We start from the raw sequence: 18251 nt of genomic DNA, 5'->3' as shown, positions 1-18251 counted from the left end.
GTATTAATACTATTTACTATCTATCAACGCGATATTAATAGAAAAATTGAGCTGAGTTTTCTAAAAGAAAAGAATAGTAAAATCATAGAGAACTCGACAGATGCTATCATTATGGTTCAGCCAAATGGAGTTATTTGCAATGCCAATGAAACAGCAAAAACGTATTTTGGTATCACCGAGCATTCAACCCACTTTGATACATTGTTTGATTATAATGAAGAAGATTTTCAAGGGGTTGGCGAAGCGATAAAAAAAGGGCAACGATCTACGTTTGAAGCTGTGCACATTAATGAACAAAACACGCATTATTTTTCGATCACAATGACACCTGTCTATGATGCAGCAAAACAACAATATCAAATAGCGGCCATACTTCGTAATATTGATTCACTTAAGTGTGCTCAACATCAACTTGAAAAGCTTAATACTACATTAGAAGAAAAAGTGAAAAGTCGCACAGCAGAGCTTGAAAAAGCCACCGAAGAAGCTCTTGCAGCAAGTAAAGCTAAAAGTGAATTTGTAGCTAACATCTCACATGAAATCCGCACCCCGATGAATGGGGTACTTGGTATGCTGGAAATGCTCGAAGAAGAGCCTTTATCTACTCAGCAAATGCAATACTTACATTATGCAAATACCAGTGCCAACTCATTGATGACACTGATCAATGACATTCTCGATTTTTCTAAAATTGAAGCTGGTAAACTTGATTTAGATAGTCATGAGTTTGATGTTGTTTCAGTGTGCAGTGATTTAATAACATCGATGGCCGTTCAAGGTCAGAAAAAAGGCATTGAAATACTGTTCGATGCTCATGCTATTACCAAGCGTACCGTAATGGGTGATAGCCACCGCTTAAAACAAATTCTCAATAATTTACTCAGTAACGCATTTAAGTTTACACATAAAGGTCATGTAAGCTTAACGGTTAAGGAACAGCTGCATTCAGACAATACGCTTTGCCTAAGCTTCGTTGTTGAAGATACAGGTATTGGTATTTCGAAAGCAAACCAAAGTAAATTGTTTGAAGTGTTTACCCAAGAGGACTCAAGTACAACACGGCATTATGGTGGCAGTGGTTTAGGGCTTTCAATAAGCCGAAAACTCGCTCAGTTGATGGGTGGTGATATTATCGTTGAAAGTGAAAAAGGAAAGGGCAGCCGCTTTTGGGCAAGTATTTGTGTATCGATAAGTGAGTCATCAAAAGTGCCGCATCAAAGCAATGTACTGAATGATAAACAAGTAGGCTGTGCAATTCATTATGAATTACTGGCTAACAATGTTGAGCTGCAACTAGCGACACTAGGCCAGAGTCATAAAATAACGCATTTAACTGATGTTTCTGAAACTGATTTTAATAAGTTAGATTTACTTATCATTGATCATAAACATCCAGAACTAAACAATGTGTTGAGTTTTGCAAATCGCTATCCCGACACCTGTGTATTAATTTTAGGTGTTATGACATCACTTAAACAAAAAGAAACATTACCGAGCAATTGTACTGTTATTGCAAAACCTGTCACTCCTGATGAATTAGCCTATAAACTCGCGGTTTTATTTAATGACAATGATTCTGTTATTGAGCGTAAAAATACAGATACTAAAGAAATTATTGAGCTTGATTTAACATCTCGTTCAGTGCTTATCGTCGACGATAACATGATTAATATAGAAGTGAGCAAAGCCATTTTAAGAGATAGCCAGGTTCATATTGAATCAGCCAGCGATGGTCTTGAAGCAATTGAGGTATTGAATAACAGCGAAACTCAATTTGATCTGATCTTAATGGATTGCCAAATGCCAAACTTAAATGGTTATGACTGTACTAAAGCTATCAGACAGGGCAAAACAGGTGATAAATACCAAGATGTCGTGATCATTGCTATGACAGCAAGTGCAATGGCGGGTGATAGAGAAAAATGCCTGAGTGTTGGCATGAACGACTATATCACCAAGCCAATTAAACAAGCCACATTGCGCAAAAAGCTATCAATGTGGCTGAAGTCTTAAGCTGCATCTTGGTTTTTATTAAACGCAGCTTTTGGTGTTAGTTTACTAATATCAGCAGAGTGAATCACTTTTTGTGTTTCACTCCAGTGCAGTAATTCAATACGCCCAGAGCTGTTTTCTACTAATGCAGTGCAGTTTTCAATCCAGTCGCCATCATTGCAATACAAAATTCCATCAACCACTTTAACGGCTGGGTGATGAATGTGCCCGCAAATGATGCCATCGACGACTTGTTTTTTTGCTTCGTGGATGGCCGCTTTTTCAAATGCATCAATTGCTTCACGTGCTTTATGCACTCGTGCTTTGATCCAAGAGGCTAATGACCAATAATTACCGCCAAATAAACGGCGAATGCGATTAGTCCAGCGATTTAAAAATAGTAAAAAGTCGTATCCTGCATCGCCTGCAATGCTGATTAATTTGTTGTAGCGAGTTGCTGAGTCAAAATCGTCGCCATGTAAAAGTAAAAACCGTTTGTTGGCTTTAGTTGTATGAATATATTGTTTATGTACTTCTATACCGAATAATGAATCATTAGCATAATGGCGAAAGGTTTCGTCGTGGTTACCCGGTATGTAGATCACTCGTGTGCCATCTTTCGCTTTTTGTTGAATAAGCGCTAACACATCATAATGACTAGGATGCCAAAAAAACTGTCGTTTCATTGACCATAAATCGACAATATCACCGACCAAATACAACACATCGCATTCAATCGCATTTAAAAAGTCTAGTAAATACTGCGCTTGGCAGTCTTTATAACCTAAGTGAACGTCGGAAATCCAAACGGCAGGATAGTGGGTTTTACTACTACAAGTGGTGTTATTCATGGCATTTACTCATGGTGTAATAAAGTAAATGCTAGGTAGAATCAATGACAGATAAAAGACGCTTTAGCGAAACATCTATGACAATTAATCCCAATCCGCAATAATACTTAATTAAGCGAATTGGTAAAATAAAACAAAAAAACCGCCGAAGCGGTTTTTTATATTTTGTAGAGCTGACTTAATTAGCCTTTAACAAGTGCTGCAATTTCAGAAGCGGCACTATCTAAATCAAGCATTAGCTTTTCGCCAGTATGGCGGTTTTTAAGCTCAACCTTGTTTTCATCAAGGTTACGCTCACCAATAACTAATGTGAAAGGCACACCTAGTAACTCCATGTCGTTGAACATTACACCAGGGCGCTCTTTACGGTCATCAAATAACACATCTAAACCGGCATCTTTCAAACCTTTGTAAAGGTTATCTGCAATATCAGGAATACGATGAGACTTATGCATATTCATAGGTACGATAGCTAAATCAAACGGCGCGATAGGTTGCGGCCATTTAATACCGTATTGGTCGTTGTTTTGCTCAATAGCGGCAGCCACGATACGTGATACACCAATACCGTAACAACCCATTGTCATTACTTGGTTTTTACCTGTTTCACTCAAAACGCCTGCTTTCATTGCTTCTGAGTACTTAGTACCAAGTTGGAAAATATGACCTACTTCAATACCACGTTTGATTTGCAGTGAACCTTGACCACATGGGCTTGGGTCGCCTTCAACGATATTACGGATATCAGCCACTTCGTAGTTTTCTACATCGCGATCCCAATTGATACCACTGAAATGTTCACCATCTTTATTAGCACCTGCTACAAAGTCAGCCATTACGTTAGCTGTGCGATCAACAATAATTGGCATTGATAGACCGACAGGGCCTAAAGAGCCAGGTTTTGCACCAATAGCTGCAACGATGTCTTCTTCTTTTGCCATTTCAAGCGGTGAGTCTACAAGCGGATGTTTCTCAGCTTTTAACTCGTTTAATTCATGGTCGCCACGTAATACAAGGGCAACTAAACCACGTTGTTCGTTTTCATCTGGTGCGCCATACACGATTAATGTTTTAACGCCTCGATGAGGTTTAACACCATAGTGCTCTTTAAGCTCAGCAATTGATTTTGCATCAGGCGTTGGGAACGCTTTTAACTCTTTACTTGCAGCTGGGCGCTCTTCAGTCGGTGCTAATGCTTCTGCTTTTTCGATATTTGCAGCGTAATCACTTGCATCACTAAATGCGATTGCATCTTCGCCTGACTCTGCAAGGACATGGAACTCGTGTGATACGCTACCACCAATAGAACCTGTATCTGCAATAACAGGGCGATAATCAAGACCAAGACGCTCAAAAATGTTACAGTATGCTTTGTGCATTACTTGGTAGGTTTTCTCTAAACACTCATCACTTAAGTGGAAAGAGTAAGCATCTTTCATTGTAAATTCACGAGCACGCATTACACCAAAACGAGGGCGAACTTCGTCACGTACTTTTGTTTGTACTTGGTAAAGAGTAAGCGGTAATTGCTTATAAGAGCTGACTTCTTTACGAACAAAATCCGTGATCACTTCTTCATGAGTTGGACCTAGCGCAAATGGACGATTGTGGCGATCAGTAATGCGTAGCAATTCAGGTCCAAACTGTTCCCAACGGCCAGACTCTTCCCAAAGATCAGCAGGTTGGATAATAGGCATTAACATTTCGATAGCGCCGGCTTTATCCATTTCTTCACGTACAATGTTTTCTACTTTTTTAAGTACGCGTAGTCCAGAGGGCAACCATGTATACAAACCCGACGCAACGCGGCGGATCATGCCTGCTCGTAGCATTAATTGATGAGAAACAATTTCTGCATCAGACGGAGTTTCTTTAAGTGTTGCGAGTATATATTGACTGGTACGCATCTCTATTCCAAGTAGTGTTAAAATTATTATCGTTTACTCAAGACGTTTGAGTAATAACAAGCTGCTAAGTTTACCAGTGGAAGCACTGACACTAAAGCGCTATGTGTTAAAAAAAGTGTTAAAAAACTAGCATTTTTCAATGCTGGTCACTGTATTATGATTATCCTGAACATGCCACCTAATATTAAAATCATATAAGGTCATACCGTAGCTTTGCTCTGAGTCACGTTGCTTTTTGTATGCAGGGCGAGGATCTTGCTTTAATACATTGCTTATAAAGGCTTTTAATTCAGGTTGTTCGGTTTGTTTGTCAATAAACGCAAGAGCTTCATCACTAAACTCGACACTCATATCTGTTTCTGGTCGGGTATCGGCAAAACCAGCGGTGGCGTCGGTCATTGCATCTGAATACGGCAGGTAAGGCTTAATGTCCAAAATTGGTGTGCCATCGAGTAAATCAATACCTGATAGTAATAAGCTTAACTGACCATTTTTATACTCGATACCTTCAAGTTTTACAGCACTCATACCAATTGCATTTGGGCGGAAGGTGGCACGTGTTGCAAATACGCCTTTTCGTTCGTTACCGCCAAGGCGAGGGGGTCTAACCATTGCTGAGTAGCCTTTATCAGCGGTTTCATGAAATCTGAATAATAACCAAATATGGCTGAATTCATCGAGACCACGTACAAACTCTTCACGATTAAAATCACTACTAAATACTAGCTTTGCTTTAGCTTCAGGAACCAAGCGAGGTTGGCGAGGTATAGCAAACTTTTGTTTGTATGGAGATTGAATGTGGCCGACGGCGGTTAATTGGTATTCGCTCATTGTGCATTGTCGTTAAGAAAAACTAACGACATTTTACATGCAAACACAAAAAAAGGCAGTCGAGACTGCCTTTTAAATATTTAGACTGTATAGTCTAAATTAAAACATGTATTGGAATGATACAGACGCTACATCCATATCTGGGTCAATATCATCTTCTAACTTATAGCGCTCATATTCTAAACGTACTTGCACGTTTGTTGTAAAAGCATACTCAATACCTGCACCATAAAATACATCGCCGCCATCTGTGTCAGCACTAATGCTGCCAAGCTCGCCTAGATCTTGCTCAATTTCAGCGTCCCACTCTAGCCAACCACCTTTAGCATAAACAGAAAAGTTATCAGTAATTGGTGCTGCTAAGCGTGCCGCAAGAGAAACACCGTCAATTTCAGCTTTAGAATCGATATCACTTACTTCATCAAAATTTTGGTACGCAAGTTCAAGGCTAAGATACTTATTAAACTGAGTACCAATATAACCTTTTAGCATTTGCGAGTCGTCATCGAAGTCAGTGTCATTTTCGCTATCTTCAAACTCGAAAGAATATTGGCCATAGCCGATACCGGTATAAATACGCGGAGAATCCATTTCGGTAATATCTGCATGTGCTGCATTGTTAAAACCCAGTAGTGCTAAAGAAAGTGCAGAAATTGAAATTGCTTTAATCATTTAATAGCTCCTTTATAAAATAAATAAACGAATGTTTCGCGTCATTCACAAGGAGTGTTGCAATGACAATGCCAACGCAAAAATAAAGCCTAAAGTATTGTTTTTAGGCTTTATTAAGCGTTTTTTTGAACAGGTTGTTGAAACTGTAATCAGGCATTCAGTTTGGCAGTCGTAACAATTTCAGGGTGCTCTGTAGAAGTTACTAAGTGCAGATTTTAAATTCGCGTTGTTTTGTATTTTTACGCTTTTTGCAAAAGGGTTTCTGTTTCAATCGCGATCTCTTTCATTTTAATCGCATAGTTTTCGATTTTCTTCTCTTCATCTGTTACTGCTGTATAAGAAGGCACTTCAATTGGGTAACCCGCTTCATCCATGGCAATAAAACTAATAACGCAATGATTGGTTTCAACCAGGTTTTGTGTTTTTGGATCGCCACAGCGAACTTGAATAAAGATTTGCATGCTGGTTTTACCAGTGTGGGCGATACTTGCTTTCACTTCGACTATTTGGCCAACCAAAATAGGGCGCTGAAACTTCACGCCTGCGACAGAGACTGTAACGCAGTAATGTCCACTCCAACCAGCAGCACAGGCGTAACCAGCTTGGTCAATCCACTTCATTACCACACCACCATGAACCTTACCGCCAAAATTTACATCGGTAGGTTCAGCTAAAAAACGAAAGGTTACACTTGAAGACGGCATACTTTACTCACTTTTATAATAAATCACGACATTTTCAGCATAGTCTAAAAAAGGGGCCGAAGCCCCTGCAATTTAGGATAAATTTTAATTAAATGAGTAACGTGCGTTACTACATGTTAGGGTAGTTTGGTCCACCAGCTCCCTCAGGGGTTACCCAAGTAATGTTTTGACTAGGGTCTTTTATGTCACAGGTTTTACAGTGAACACAGTTTTGCGAATTGATAACAAACTCTTTCTCACCTTCGACTTCCTGAACTTCGTAAACACCAGCAGGGCAGTAGCGTTGTGCAGGCTCATCAAATTGTACCAAATTCACTTTGATGGGAATCGAGTTATCTTTTAGCTTTAAATGACATGGCTGCGATTCTTCATGATTGGTATTTGATAAAAACACAGATGAAAGTTTATCGAAGCTAAGTTTGCCATCTGCTTTCGGGTAGTCGATTTTTTCAGCCTGATCAGCAGTGACTAAGGTGGCATGGTCTGGCATGTTATCTTCAAAATTAAACGGTAAGCTGCCACCGAATAGGTTTTGATCAAGCGTATTGTAAGCACCGCCTAAGAACTTACCTAGTTTATGCATAACAGGGCCAAAGTTCCGCGATTGATATAGCTCTTTATAAGCCCAGCTTTGTTCAAAGGCTGTTTTATATTCAGCTAAATCAGCATTTTCTTTACCATCACCTAGGGCTTCTAAAATGACATCAGCTGCGACCATGCCAGACTTCATTGCCGTATGATTACCTTTAATTTTGGCAAAATTTAATGTGCCAGCATCACAGCCCACGAGTAAACCACCCGGAAAGTGCATTTTTGGTAATGAGCGCAGCCCACCTTTTGCAATAGCCCTAGCACCATAAGCTATACGTTCGCCCCCTTCTAAAACATCTTTAAAGATAGGGTGATGTTTCATACGTTGGAATTCATCAAACGGACTCAAATGCGGGTTCGAATAGTTCAGATCAACAATTAAACCAACAACAACTTGGTTGTTGTCGCTGTGGTACATAAACGCACCACCGCTGGTATCACCTGTTAACGGCCAACCTGTACCATGTACTACGGTGCCTTCTTTGTGTTTACTTGGATCGATTTGCCAAATTTCTTTGAAGCCTAAACCGTAATGCTGTGGTGACGCATCTTTATCAAGGGCAAAGTGTTTGATTAGCTCTTTACCTAAATGACCGCGGCAGCCTTCAGCAAATACGGTGTATTTAGCTCTAAGCTCCATACCTGGCATATAACCATCTTTTTCGTTGCCGTCTTTATCAAGACCCATATCGCCGGTAATAATGCCTTTAACTGTATCTTCTTCAATGATTAGAGAGTGCGCGCTAAACCCTGGGAAAATTTCTACACCTAAATTTTCAGCTTGCTCGGCTAAAAAGCGACACACATTACCCATAGAAACTATGTAATTACCGTCGTTATGAAAAGTTTTAGGACTAGCAAAGTGGGGGATGCTAGTGGCTTTCTCACTGTTATTGAACCAGTAAATGTCATCTTGAGTTACTTTAGTAGTAACGGGAGCGCCCAATGACTGCCAATCAGGTAGTAATTCATCGAGTGCTTTAGTCTCAAAAACGGCACCCGATAAAATGTGTGCGCCCACCTCAGAGCCTTTTTCTACCACACAGATCATTAATTCTTGTTGTTTTTCTTGTGCTTGTTGAGCCAATCTGATTGCAGTTGATAAACCTGCTGGGCCTGCGCCTACGATGACTACATCAAATTCCATGGTTTCGCGTTCGACCATATTAACCTCTTCTCGGTGACGGACCTGCTGTAAAGAACCTTATTTCATACTTGCAAATGAAACGTTACAGGCTGTGAATACTTTAAGGTTATTTTAGGTTGACGTTTACGTCAACAGGAAGTAGTCTGAATTCATAAAATAAATAAGTTGACGCGAAGGTTAACTTTGAGAACACACAATTGATGGAGTCACGATGAAAGTCCTCGTTCCAATTAAAAGAGTAATTGACTACAACGTCAAAGCACGCGTTAAAGCCGATAAAACGGATGTTGATTTAGCTAATGTGAAAATGGCGATGAACCCGTTTTGTGAAATTGCAATTGAAGAAGCTATTCGTTTAAAAGAAGCAGGAACTGCCACTGAGGTTGTTGCTGTGACTATTGGTAATAAATCATCTCAAGAGCAATTACGTACAGCGTTAGCACTTGGTGCTGATAAAGCCATTCATATTGAAACAGAAGAAAAGCTTGAGTCTTTGCATGTTGCTAAATTACTTAGCAAGATTGTAGAGCAAGAATCACCTGAGCTAGTTATTTTAGGTAAGCAATCGATTGACTCTGACAACAATCAAACTGGGCAAATGCTTGCTGCATTAACTGGTCGTGGCCAAGGTACCTTTGCGTCTAAAGTGGACGTACAAGCAGGTACGGTTAATGTAACACGTGAAGTAGACGGCGGTTTACAAACTGTTGCGCTGAAACTCCCAGCTATCGTTACCACAGACTTACGTTTAAATGAGCCACGCTATGCTTCATTACCAAACATTATGAAGGCTAAGCGTAAACCGCTTGATGTTATTGCCGCTGATAGTCTCGGTGTAGACCTTACTCCTCGCGTGCAATTGGTTGAAGTTAACGAGCCAGAAAAGCGCAGCGGCGGTATTGTTGTAGAAGATGTAGCGACATTAGTAGAAAAGTTAAAAACAGAAGCGAAGGTGATCTAAATGAAAACATTAGTGATAGCCGAACACGACAAAGGTGTTCTAAAGCCTGAAACCAATAAAACGGTTACAGCTGCTGTTAAACTAGGCTTTGATGTAGATTTATTACTTGCAGGTGAAAACTTATCTGCAATGAGTGAGCAAGCAGCGTCAATTGCAGGTGTAAGCAACGTTTTAATTGCAGATGATGCAGCTTATGCACACCAACTAGCTGAAAACGTCGCGGATCTGGTTTTATCTTTAGCAGATAACTATTCACACATTGTCGCGAGCGCAACAACAACGGGTAAGAACTTTATGCCGCGTGTTGCAGCACTTCTTGATGTCGCTCAAATCTCTGAAATCATTGATGTGATTGATGCTGATACCTTCAAGCGTCCTATCTATGCTGGTAATGCAATTGCGACAGTAAAATCACTTGATAGCAAAAAGGTTATTACTGTTCGTGCAAGTAGCTTTGATGTTGCACCAGAGCAAGCACCTGTAGCTGCAACTAGTGTTACAGGTAAAGGTTCAGTTGGTCTGAGCGAGTTTGTATCAGAAGAACAAACTGAATCAGAACGTCCAGAGCTGACTGCTGCACCTGTGGTTATTTCTGGTGGTCGTGGTATGCAAAATGGTGAAAACTTTGCGTTGTTAAATGGTATTGCCGATAAACTAGGCGCAGCCATTGGTGCTTCACGCGCCGCTGTAGATGCGGGCTTTGTACCAAATGATATGCAAGTGGGTCAAACAGGTAAAATTGTTGCCCCAGATCTATATATTGCTGTGGGTATCAGTGGTGCAATTCAACACCTAGCGGGTATGAAAGACTCTAAAGTGATTGTTGCCATCAATAAAGACCCTGACGCACCAATTTTCCAAGTCGCTGACTACGGTTTAGTTGCGGATTTATTTGATGTGTTACCAGAGCTAGAAAGTGCTCTGTAACCCATAACGATTCTGGTTGTTAAAAGCTGTTCACCTTTTCGGTGCGCAGCTTTTTTTCGTTTTAATTTTCAGATTACTGTTTTACCGGAAGGTAACCAAATTCAAGCAGCCTCTGTTGTATCTTGTGTGATTTAACAATTACATCGAGCCTATTACCAATCTTTTTTGAGCGTGGTGATTGTGTATTAACAATAAGCACAAGAGGCCTAACAAAGGCATAATCGCCATTTTGAATTGATTCGACTGAAGGGCTAACACCATCAATCTGTAGTAAAGCAACCTTATTAATGCGTCTGTCATTTTCTAATTTACTGATAGCACCATATGAATCATAGGCAATGGCATTTGGTATACGTTGCACTATCCCCAGTGCTTGATTGAACTGATCGTAAAGCTCAACTTTCTTATCTGAAAATAAACCTCTGTTACCCGCTATTTTTAGGCGTATAAAGTTACTGCCAGGTTCTTGGATATAATCTAAATTTAGATATTCTAAAAATACATCAAAGCTGCCATGGTTAGTGCCTTTACTAAAAAGCAGGATCTCATCATTTTTTGCACTAAGCTCAGGTGTATAAGGTGAAACCTCAGACCACGCCTTTAGTTTACCTTGGTAGATATCGCTTAGCTTTTTAGTGGTAAGTTCAGTGATGTTTAAGTTTTTATTTACAAAAAATGCGATTGCATCTTGGGCTATGATTATTTGCCGCAAAAAAGGCCAGCGTTGTTGCTCTTCTTTTGATAAATAACGGGAGCTGGTGCCTATATCGATAACATTTTCGGCAATGGCTTTAATGCCTTTATCACTGCCCATCGGTCTAATTTGTATGCTATTGCCAAACTCTTGGCTTAAGTCATCTTTTATATCGACTAATAATTCTGCCACTGTGGTTGAGCCTGCAATAAAAATTGGTTTCGAATTAATATTTTCTTCAATTGCATACGCACTATGTGCAGAGATAAGGGTTGTAGATAGCAAAAGGGCTTTCATAGAGCGAAATAGCATAGTAGACACAAACTCCTTAATAGTTAGCTTCTTATCAATATAGGCAATATGTCTGGCTTTGCTAATTCTTTAGACTGTAATTTTTTAAAATATTTAATGATTTACACACAAAAAAGCCGCTCGAAAGCGGCTTTTAAATAATCTAGCGTTACTTATTAGTAAGTCGCGCTGCCTTTTGTACGAGGGAAGGCGATAACGTCACGAACGTTGCCCATACCTGTTACATAAGCAACTAAGCGCTCAAAACCTAAACCAAAACCAGAGTGTGGAACAGTACCGTATTTACGCAGATCACGGTACCAGCTGTAGTCTTCTTTATCTAAGCCCATTTCTTCTAAACGTTTGTCTAGTACATCTAGGCGCTCCTCGCGTTGAGAGCCGCCGATGATTTCACCGATACCCGGCGCAACGACATCCATCGCTGCCACTGTTTTGCCGTCTTCGTTTTGACGCATGTAGAACGCTTTTATATCACGCGGGTAATTTTTGATAACTACTGGTGCGTTAAAGTGTTCTTCAGCAAGGTAACGCTCGTGCTCAGATTGTAAATCTACACCCCATTCAACAGCGAACTCGAACTTCTTGCCGCATGCTTTTAAGATTTCGATAGCATCAGTGTAATCAACTTGAGCGAAATCTTTTGTAACGAACTCTTCTAAACGAGAGATAGCTGTTTTCTCTACACGTTGTGCAAAGAATTCCATGTCATCACGACGTTCAGTTAATACTGCATTGAAAACATATTTCAGCATGTCTTCAGCAAGTTTTGCGATATCTTCTAAATCTGCGAACGCAACTTCAGGTTCAACCATCCAAAACTCTGCTAAGTGACGCGATGTGTTTGAGTTCTCAGCACGGAAAGTAGGGCCAAACGTATAGATTTTTGACATTGCAGATGCGTATGTCTCACCATTTAACTGACCAGATACAGTTAAGAACGCTTCTTTACCGAAGAAATCTTCGCTGTAATCGATGTCACCTTTATCGGTGCGTGGCAAGTTTTGCATATCTAAAGTAGATACACGGAACATTTCACCTGCACCTTCACAGTCACTTGCAGTGATAATAGGCGTGCTGATCCAGTAGAAACCTTGTTCGTGATAAAAACGGTGAATCGCTTGTGCTAAACAGTTACGTACACGAGTTACTGCGCCCATAATGTTAGTACGAGGGCGAAGGTGCGCATGTTCACGTAAATACTCAATGCTGTGACGTTTAGCTGACATAGGGTATGTATCTGGGTTCTCAACCCAACCTAATACTTCAACAGAGTTAGCCTGAATCTCGAAAGACTGACCTTGGCCTGCTGAAGGAACAAGGATACCGGTTACAGAGACTGAACAACCAGCAGTTAAACGTGTGACTTCATCATAATTATTGAGTGAATTAGGTACTACCGCTTGAATAGGATCAAAACACGAACCGTCATGAACGGCTAAAAATGAAATTCCTGCTTTTGAATCGCGGCGTGTACGGATCCAGCCTTTTACTGTTACTTGGCTGTCTACCGCAACCTTGCCTTTTAATAGCTCTGAAATCGCTAAATGGCTCATCTTCACTCCAATGATATAAGTTGCCTAATATTATAATGCTGTGCATTGCACTTGAATCGACTATCTTACCTTCGTAAATCAAATAAAAAAACTATTCAGGCGTACTCTTTAGTAGTTTTTCTTCAATTGGATAAAATAGCAGCAATATTTTGCGTAAAATTTGCGTTTATTTAAATTCTCGCTGCGCTAATTGGTTATTTTGTGGCATTATTAACAATTCTCAACAGGATAACTGTCCTTTAGTCTTTAATTAATTTGTATAACAGGTGCTATGAAACAAGTTTTTATTCTTCGCGGCTTACCAGGTTCAGGTAAATCATATTATGCACAAAGCCTTGCTGATGAGTTGGTAGCAGGTAATGAAAGTGACTATGTAGTGTGCGCAACAGATGATTATTTTTACAATAGCGAAGGTGTATATCAATTTGATAAGTACAAGCTACCTGAATATCATAATCTAAACCTTGCGCGCTTTATTAATGCTTTAGCAGAAGAAATTCCGCTAGTGATTGTTGATAATACCAATATCAAAAAGTGGGAATTTATCGCTTACGCACAAGCTGCCACTGCATTGGGTTATCAAGTAAAAGAAGTCATCGTTGGTGAAATTAAAGACAAGTCTCTCCAGCATCTTTACGCCAAGCGCTGTGAACATAAAGTACCGCTTCGAATGATCAGTAAAATGGCATATATGTTTGAATGGTAAAGTTTAAAGGAAAAGGAAGCAGCAGCTTCCTTTTTTAATGTCTTCAATACGCCTGTTGTTTAATGGCTGCAAAAATAGCATCACATAATTTCGTTAGGCTTTGTTCATTGCTTATATATGGCGGCATTAAATAAATTAACTTGCCAAATGGGCGGATCCAAACACCTTGCTCTATAAAAAAGCGTTGAATTTTAGCTACATCAACATTTTGATTAAGCTCTACAACACCAATAGCGCCTAATGTGCGCACATCAACGACTGCATCGAGTTGCTTACATTTAGTAAGTTGGGATGTTAGCACGTCATTTATGTGTTCAATTTGTTCTTGCCAAGGTTGCTCTAGTAGTAAATCAATGCTCGCGCAGGCTGTTGCACAGGCAAGCGGGTTACCCATAAACGTTGGGCCATGCATTAATACGCCGGCTTCACCTTCACTAATGCCAACAGCGACTTTGCTGGTGGTTAATGTTGCTGATAGCGTCATCATTCCACCTGTTAATGCTTTGCCAATACATAAAATATCTGGCTCGATATTGGCATGTTCAACAGCAAACAAGGTACCGGTGCGGCCAAACCCTGTGGCGATTTCATCACAAATAAGTAAAACATCATACTTATCGCAAAGAATGCGCAGGTGTTTTAAGTAATCAGGATGGTAAAAATTCATACCTCCGGCATTTTGAACAATGGGTTCAATGATAAAAGCAGCCACATCTTGATGATGAGCTGCAAAATAGCTTTCAAGCGTATCCGCTTCAGCAGGGCTAAACTCTTCATTAAATTTAGAAATAGGAGCCGGCACAAAAACATGTTCAGGTAAAAACCCTGAATACATGCTGTGCATTGAATTTATTGGATCGCAAACGCTCATGGCTGCGAAGGTGTCGCCATGATAACCCTTTAGCGGCGTCATTAACTTTTGCTTGCTGGTGTATCCTTGGCTTAACCAGTATTGCAAAGCCATTTTGATTGCGACTTCAACACTCACAGAGCCACTATCGGCTAAGAACACTTTATCAAGTGAAGCAGGTGTCATACTTACCAACTTTTTACACAGCTCAACAGCGGGCTCATGAGTTAAGCCACCAAACATAACATGGCTCATTTTGCTAACTTGCTTGGTGATTGCCTCATTTAAAACAGGGTGGCAGTAACCATGAATTGCACTCCACCAAGATGCCATACCATCTATTAGGCTTTCACCTGTTTCTAAGAAAATACGATTTGCATTTGCATGACTTACTGGATACACGGGAAGGGGTTGAGTCATAGAAGTATAAGGGTGCCAAATATGGTCACGATCAAAATCTAAATCTACTGGTTGTTTATTAATCATATGTAAACTTTATATCACTTCAATTCGTTGACAATGTTACGTCAAGTCGTAGACTAAGCCAATCAAACCGTCCTAATAATTTAAAAAAGAGACTATTATGGAGCACGCAGTTGTCCGTCACGATTGGACTCACCAAGAAGTAAAAGCATTATTCGAAATGCCATTCAATGATTTGTTATTTAAAGCGGCCAGTGTTCACCGTGAAAACTTCAACCCAAATGAAGTACAAATTTCTACTTTGTTATCGATTAAAACCGGTGCTTGCCCAGAAGATTGCAAATATTGTCCTCAGTCAGGTCATTATAAAACAGACCTAGACCGTGAGCGCCTTATGGAAGTAGAAAAAGTGGTTGAACAAGCGCGTGTTGCTAAAGAAAAAGGGGCAACACGTTTTTGTATGGGGGCTGCTTGGTCTGACCCTAAAGAGCGAGATATGCCATATATTTCAAAAATGGTAAAAGAAGTTAAAGAACTTGGGCTTGAGACTTGTATGACACTTGGCATGCTAGATAACGAAAAAGCTCATGCATTAAAAGACGCCGGTCTTGATTACTACAACCATAACCTTGATACATCGCCAGAGTATTATCAACAGATCATTACAACACGTACTTATCAAGACCGTTTAAATACCATTGATAATGTACGTGATGCCGGAATGAAAGTGTGTTCAGGTGGTATAGTCGGTATGGGAGAGCAGGCTGCTGATCGTTTTGGTTTATTAATGCAATTAGCAAACTTGCCGCAACAGCCAGAGAGTGTGCCAATTAACATGTTAGTTAAGGTGAAAGGTACACCTCTTGAAGATGTAGAAGACTTAGATCATTTTGAGTTCATTCGTACTATCGCAGTTGCACGTATTATGATGCCTAAAAGTTATGTTCGTTTATCAGCTGGCCGTACTGCGATGAATGAACAAATGCAATCTATGTGTTTCTTTGCTGGTGCTAATTCAATTTTCTACGGTGATAAGTTACTGACTACAGAAAACCCTGAAGCAGACGCTGATATGATGCTGATTAAAAAATTAGGTATGAACCCAGAAACCCGTGAAGATTATTCTGATGAAGCGGTTGCAGCATCGCTTTCTTCAAAAGTTGCCGATAAAGCAACATCAGAACTATTTTACGAAGCGTAACATTTAAATGGCTTTCGATTTTATTGCCGAGCATCTTGAAGAGCGTCAAGCAGATGCATTACTGAGACAGCGTCAACTTGTTGAGCAATCAAGCGGGCGTTTTATAAAAGTTGCTGGTAAACAATATTTAAATTTTGCCAGTAATGACTACCTTGGCTTTGCTGATGATTTTATCGAAATACAAGCGCAGCAACTAGGTAGCCACAGTTCTGCTCTAGTGAATGGCTATAATAAAGCGCAGCAACAGCTTGAACAGCGTTTATGCAAGCTATTAGGCTTTGAAAGCGCGATGTTATTTAATAGCGGATTTAGTGCTAATAGCAGCGTATTAAAAGCATTGTTTCAAGATAAAAGCGTGGCGCAATCATCGGCAATTTTTCAAGATAAGCTCAATCATGCCAGCTTAATTGATGGCGGCCTTCATTCTGCCGCTGCTATGGTGCGTTTTAATCATAACGACCTAAAGCATTTAGAATCTCGGCTACAAAAGTCAAAAGCAAAGCATAAACTCATTGTGAGTGAAGGGGTGTTTTCAATGGATGGTGATAAAGCCCCCATTGAAGAACTGTTTAAACTTGCTAAACAATACGATGCGTGGCTCATGATTGACGACGCCCATGGCTTTGGCGTATTGGGTGAGCAAGGCTTAGGAAGTTGTGAGGTAATCAAGCCAGATTTATTAATTATCACCTTTGGAAAGGCACTTGCAAGTAGTGGTGCTTGCCTGCTTGCGTCAAAACAAATGGTTGATTACATGCTGCAGTATAATCGTGAATACATCTATTCAACAGCGATGTCACCATTGATGGCAAGTTGTACCCTTGAGCGACTTGAAAAGTTAATTGAGGCTGATGAGAAACGCTCTCAGCTTATAGAGAATATTGCCTACTATAGAGTGCTTGCTAAAGAGCATAACTTAGCATTAATGGAATCAACAACGGCTATACAACCTTTGGTTCTAGGTGATGCAGAACATACACTTGCCGTTGCGAATAAGCTCAAAGAAAAAGGTGTATGGTTAACTGCTATTCGACCACCCACGGTACCTTATAATACGGCACGACTTAGGATCACCTTAAGTAGCGCGCATCAACCTGACGATATAAAACAGCTGGTTGATTCGCTAGTGGAGTGTTTATGATTGTTCAACTGCAAGCCGCTACAAATTGTCAAAGTAATAAGCTAACAACACAAACTAAGTTTTCTAGAGCCGCTGCAAATTATGCAAGTCATGCCAATGTTCAAAAACAAGCTGCTACACACTTATTTAAAATGATGGCAAATAAGCATCAGCAGGGTACTTGCCTTGACTTAGGGGCAGGGCCTTTAGTTAACACGGCAATGCTTAAAACACATTTTGATACTGTACTGGCAATGGACTTAAGTCATTCCATGCTAAGCACAGAGCAAAGCCCGCGTTGTTTAAAAGTGTGTGCTGATATGGATAACTTACCTTTACAACAAAATACACTTGATTGTGTATTTAGTAATTTTGCAATGCAATGGTCTGCTGATTTTAAAGAACTGCTTAAAAACCTTTTTTGTTCTTTAAAAATAGGCGGAAAAGTCTATTTAAGTTGCGTTGTAGATGGATCGCTTAAAGAGATTAAACAAGCATTTAGTTGTATAGATCAGCAAAGTCATATTAATCAATTCCATTGTGCTAATAAGGTTATTGAGTATGCAAAATCTGCGGGGTTTAAACTGAATTTTGCTGCCGATAGATGTTACATAGATACCTATAATTCACCCTTAGAAGCCCTGCGTTCGATTAAAGCTATTGGCGCTACATCACTACAAACTAAGCAAAAACGCCAAGGGTTATTAACGAGGCATGCCCTCAATAGTGTTTGTAAGGCATACCCTCTGGTTGATGGGCATGCTAGAGTGAGCTATCAAGTTGTCCTTTTAGAACTAGAAAAATAGAAT

At 40.0% G+C, this 18251-nt stretch carries 16 protein-coding genes; 7 read left to right on the top strand and 9 right to left on the bottom strand.

Annotated features, from left to right (window positions below):
• Window positions 1–2013 (top strand): ATP-binding protein (locus L1D46_RS15305; protein ID WP_239977800.1); only part of this gene is annotated, 2013 nt, incomplete at its 5' end.
• Here L1D46_RS15305 and L1D46_RS15300 read toward each other — a convergent pair.
• The 6 genes from L1D46_RS15300 to L1D46_RS15275 form a co-directional block, all read right to left on the bottom strand.
• Window positions 2010–2843, bottom strand: a complete 834-nt coding sequence (locus L1D46_RS15300; RefSeq protein WP_130051541.1) for a UDP-2,3-diacylglucosamine diphosphatase — start codon at window positions 2841–2843, stop codon at window positions 2010–2012. The genes L1D46_RS15305 and L1D46_RS15300 overlap by 4 nt on opposite strands.
• A gap of 182 nt (window positions 2844–3025) precedes the next feature.
• The gene (locus L1D46_RS15295; protein ID WP_130051540.1) at window positions 3026–4750 is read right to left on the bottom strand and encodes a proline--tRNA ligase; all 1725 of its coding nucleotides are present in this window, start codon (window positions 4748–4750) and stop codon (window positions 3026–3028) included.
• 126 nt (window positions 4751–4876) lie between these two features.
• Entirely contained in the window at window positions 4877–5581 is a 705-nt protein-coding gene (tsaA, locus tag L1D46_RS15290) for a tRNA (N6-threonylcarbamoyladenosine(37)-N6)-methyltransferase TrmO (protein ID WP_178926940.1), read from the bottom strand.
• Window positions 5582–5680: 99 nt separating this feature from the next.
• Window positions 5681–6253 carry an outer membrane beta-barrel protein gene (locus L1D46_RS15285; protein WP_130051538.1) on the bottom strand — a complete coding sequence of 191 codons (573 nt, stop codon included), beginning with the start codon at window positions 6251–6253 and terminating at the stop codon, window positions 5681–5683.
• 239 nt (window positions 6254–6492) lie between these two features.
• The gene (locus tag L1D46_RS15280; RefSeq protein ID WP_054561436.1) at window positions 6493–6957 is read right to left on the bottom strand and encodes an acyl-CoA thioesterase; all 465 of its coding nucleotides are present in this window, start codon (window positions 6955–6957) and stop codon (window positions 6493–6495) included.
• A gap of 109 nt (window positions 6958–7066) precedes the next feature.
• Window positions 7067–8713, bottom strand: a complete 1647-nt coding sequence (locus L1D46_RS15275) for an electron transfer flavoprotein-ubiquinone oxidoreductase (RefSeq protein WP_167657699.1) — start codon at window positions 8711–8713, stop codon at window positions 7067–7069.
• 193 nt (window positions 8714–8906) lie between these two features.
• Here L1D46_RS15275 and L1D46_RS15270 point away from each other — a divergent pair, with 193 nt between their 5' ends.
• Together L1D46_RS15270 and L1D46_RS15265 are read left to right on the top strand one after the other, a co-directional pair.
• Window positions 8907–9656, top strand: coding sequence for an electron transfer flavoprotein subunit beta/FixA family protein (locus L1D46_RS15270; protein ID WP_130051536.1), 750 nt, complete (start codon window positions 8907–8909; stop codon window positions 9654–9656).
• Window positions 9657–10583, top strand: a complete 927-nt coding sequence (locus L1D46_RS15265) for an FAD-binding protein (protein WP_130051535.1) — start codon at window positions 9657–9659, stop codon at window positions 10581–10583. It abuts the gene before it with no gap.
• Window positions 10584–10656: 73 nt separating this feature from the next.
• Here the strand turns inward: L1D46_RS15265 and L1D46_RS15260 are convergent, their stop codons facing one another.
• Both L1D46_RS15260 and asnS read right to left on the bottom strand, forming a co-directional pair.
• Window positions 10657–11589 carry a substrate-binding domain-containing protein gene (locus L1D46_RS15260; protein ID WP_239977799.1) on the bottom strand — a complete coding sequence of 311 codons (933 nt, stop codon included), beginning with the start codon at window positions 11587–11589 and terminating at the stop codon, window positions 10657–10659.
• Between the two features lie 155 nt (window positions 11590–11744).
• A complete protein-coding gene (asnS, locus tag L1D46_RS15255) occupies window positions 11745–13142 on the bottom strand; it encodes an asparagine--tRNA ligase (RefSeq protein ID WP_130051533.1) in 1398 nt (465 codons plus the stop codon).
• A gap of 271 nt (window positions 13143–13413) precedes the next feature.
• Here asnS and L1D46_RS15250 point away from each other — a divergent pair, with 271 nt between their 5' ends.
• Window positions 13414–13848 (top strand): ATP-binding protein, encoded by a 435-nt coding sequence (locus tag L1D46_RS15250; protein WP_130051532.1) that lies wholly within the window; start codon window positions 13414–13416, stop codon window positions 13846–13848.
• A gap of 43 nt (window positions 13849–13891) precedes the next feature.
• Here the strand turns inward: L1D46_RS15250 and bioA are convergent, their stop codons facing one another.
• The gene (gene bioA / locus L1D46_RS15245) at window positions 13892–15184 is read right to left on the bottom strand and encodes an adenosylmethionine--8-amino-7-oxononanoate transaminase (protein ID WP_239977798.1); all 1293 of its coding nucleotides are present in this window, start codon (window positions 15182–15184) and stop codon (window positions 13892–13894) included.
• Between the two features lie 97 nt (window positions 15185–15281).
• Between bioA and bioB the strand changes: the two genes are divergently transcribed.
• Genes bioB through L1D46_RS15230 form a run of 3 tightly spaced genes read left to right on the top strand, consistent with a single transcriptional unit; the run spans window position 15282 to window position 18248 of the window.
• On the top strand, window positions 15282–16322 hold the full coding sequence (gene bioB / locus L1D46_RS15240; protein WP_054553903.1) for a biotin synthase BioB: 1041 nt from the start codon (window positions 15282–15284) through the stop codon (window positions 16320–16322).
• 7 nt (window positions 16323–16329) lie between these two features.
• Window positions 16330–17463 carry an 8-amino-7-oxononanoate synthase gene (locus tag L1D46_RS15235; protein WP_239977797.1) on the top strand — a complete coding sequence of 378 codons (1134 nt, stop codon included), beginning with the start codon at window positions 16330–16332 and terminating at the stop codon, window positions 17461–17463.
• Window positions 17460–18248: a methyltransferase domain-containing protein gene (locus L1D46_RS15230; RefSeq protein WP_130051529.1), complete on the top strand. Its 789-nt coding sequence runs from the start codon at window positions 17460–17462 to the stop codon at window positions 18246–18248. The genes L1D46_RS15235 and L1D46_RS15230 overlap by 4 nt, the downstream gene beginning before the upstream one ends.
• Window positions 18249–18251: the final 3 nt, after the last annotated feature.

Source organism: Pseudoalteromonas sp. Isolate3 (assembly GCF_022398505.1).
GTDB lineage: Bacteria > Pseudomonadota > Gammaproteobacteria > Enterobacterales > Alteromonadaceae > Pseudoalteromonas > Pseudoalteromonas apostichopi.
This window is presented reverse-complemented; position numbering and strand designations above follow the sequence as displayed.

Coding starts and splice junctions, on each gene's coding strand:
- L1D46_RS15300 (WP_130051541.1), bottom strand. CDS start 2,843: ATGAATAACACCACTTGTAGTAGTAAAACCCACTATCCTGCCGTTTGG.
- L1D46_RS15295 (WP_130051540.1), bottom strand. CDS start 4,750: ATGCGTACCAGTCAATATATACTCGCAACACTTAAAGAAACTCCGTCT.
- tsaA (WP_178926940.1), bottom strand. CDS start 5,581: ATGAGCGAATACCAATTAACCGCCGTCGGCCACATTCAATCTCCATAC.
- L1D46_RS15285 (WP_130051538.1), bottom strand. CDS start 6,253: ATGATTAAAGCAATTTCAATTTCTGCACTTTCTTTAGCACTACTGGGT.
- L1D46_RS15280 (WP_054561436.1), bottom strand. CDS start 6,957: ATGCCGTCTTCAAGTGTAACCTTTCGTTTTTTAGCTGAACCTACCGAT.
- L1D46_RS15275 (WP_167657699.1), bottom strand. CDS start 8,713: ATGGTCGAACGCGAAACCATGGAATTTGATGTAGTCATCGTAGGCGCA.
- L1D46_RS15270 (WP_130051536.1), top strand. CDS start 8,907: ATGAAAGTCCTCGTTCCAATTAAAAGAGTAATTGACTACAACGTCAAA.
- L1D46_RS15265 (WP_130051535.1), top strand. CDS start 9,657: ATGAAAACATTAGTGATAGCCGAACACGACAAAGGTGTTCTAAAGCCT.
- L1D46_RS15260 (WP_239977799.1), bottom strand. CDS start 11,589: ATGCTATTTCGCTCTATGAAAGCCCTTTTGCTATCTACAACCCTTATC.
- asnS (WP_130051533.1), bottom strand. CDS start 13,142: ATGAGCCATTTAGCGATTTCAGAGCTATTAAAAGGCAAGGTTGCGGTA.
- L1D46_RS15250 (WP_130051532.1), top strand. CDS start 13,414: ATGAAACAAGTTTTTATTCTTCGCGGCTTACCAGGTTCAGGTAAATCA.
- bioA (WP_239977798.1), bottom strand. CDS start 15,184: ATGATTAATAAACAACCAGTAGATTTAGATTTTGATCGTGACCATATT.
- bioB (WP_054553903.1), top strand. CDS start 15,282: ATGGAGCACGCAGTTGTCCGTCACGATTGGACTCACCAAGAAGTAAAA.
- L1D46_RS15235 (WP_239977797.1), top strand. CDS start 16,330: ATGGCTTTCGATTTTATTGCCGAGCATCTTGAAGAGCGTCAAGCAGAT.
- L1D46_RS15230 (WP_130051529.1), top strand. CDS start 17,460: ATGATTGTTCAACTGCAAGCCGCTACAAATTGTCAAAGTAATAAGCTA.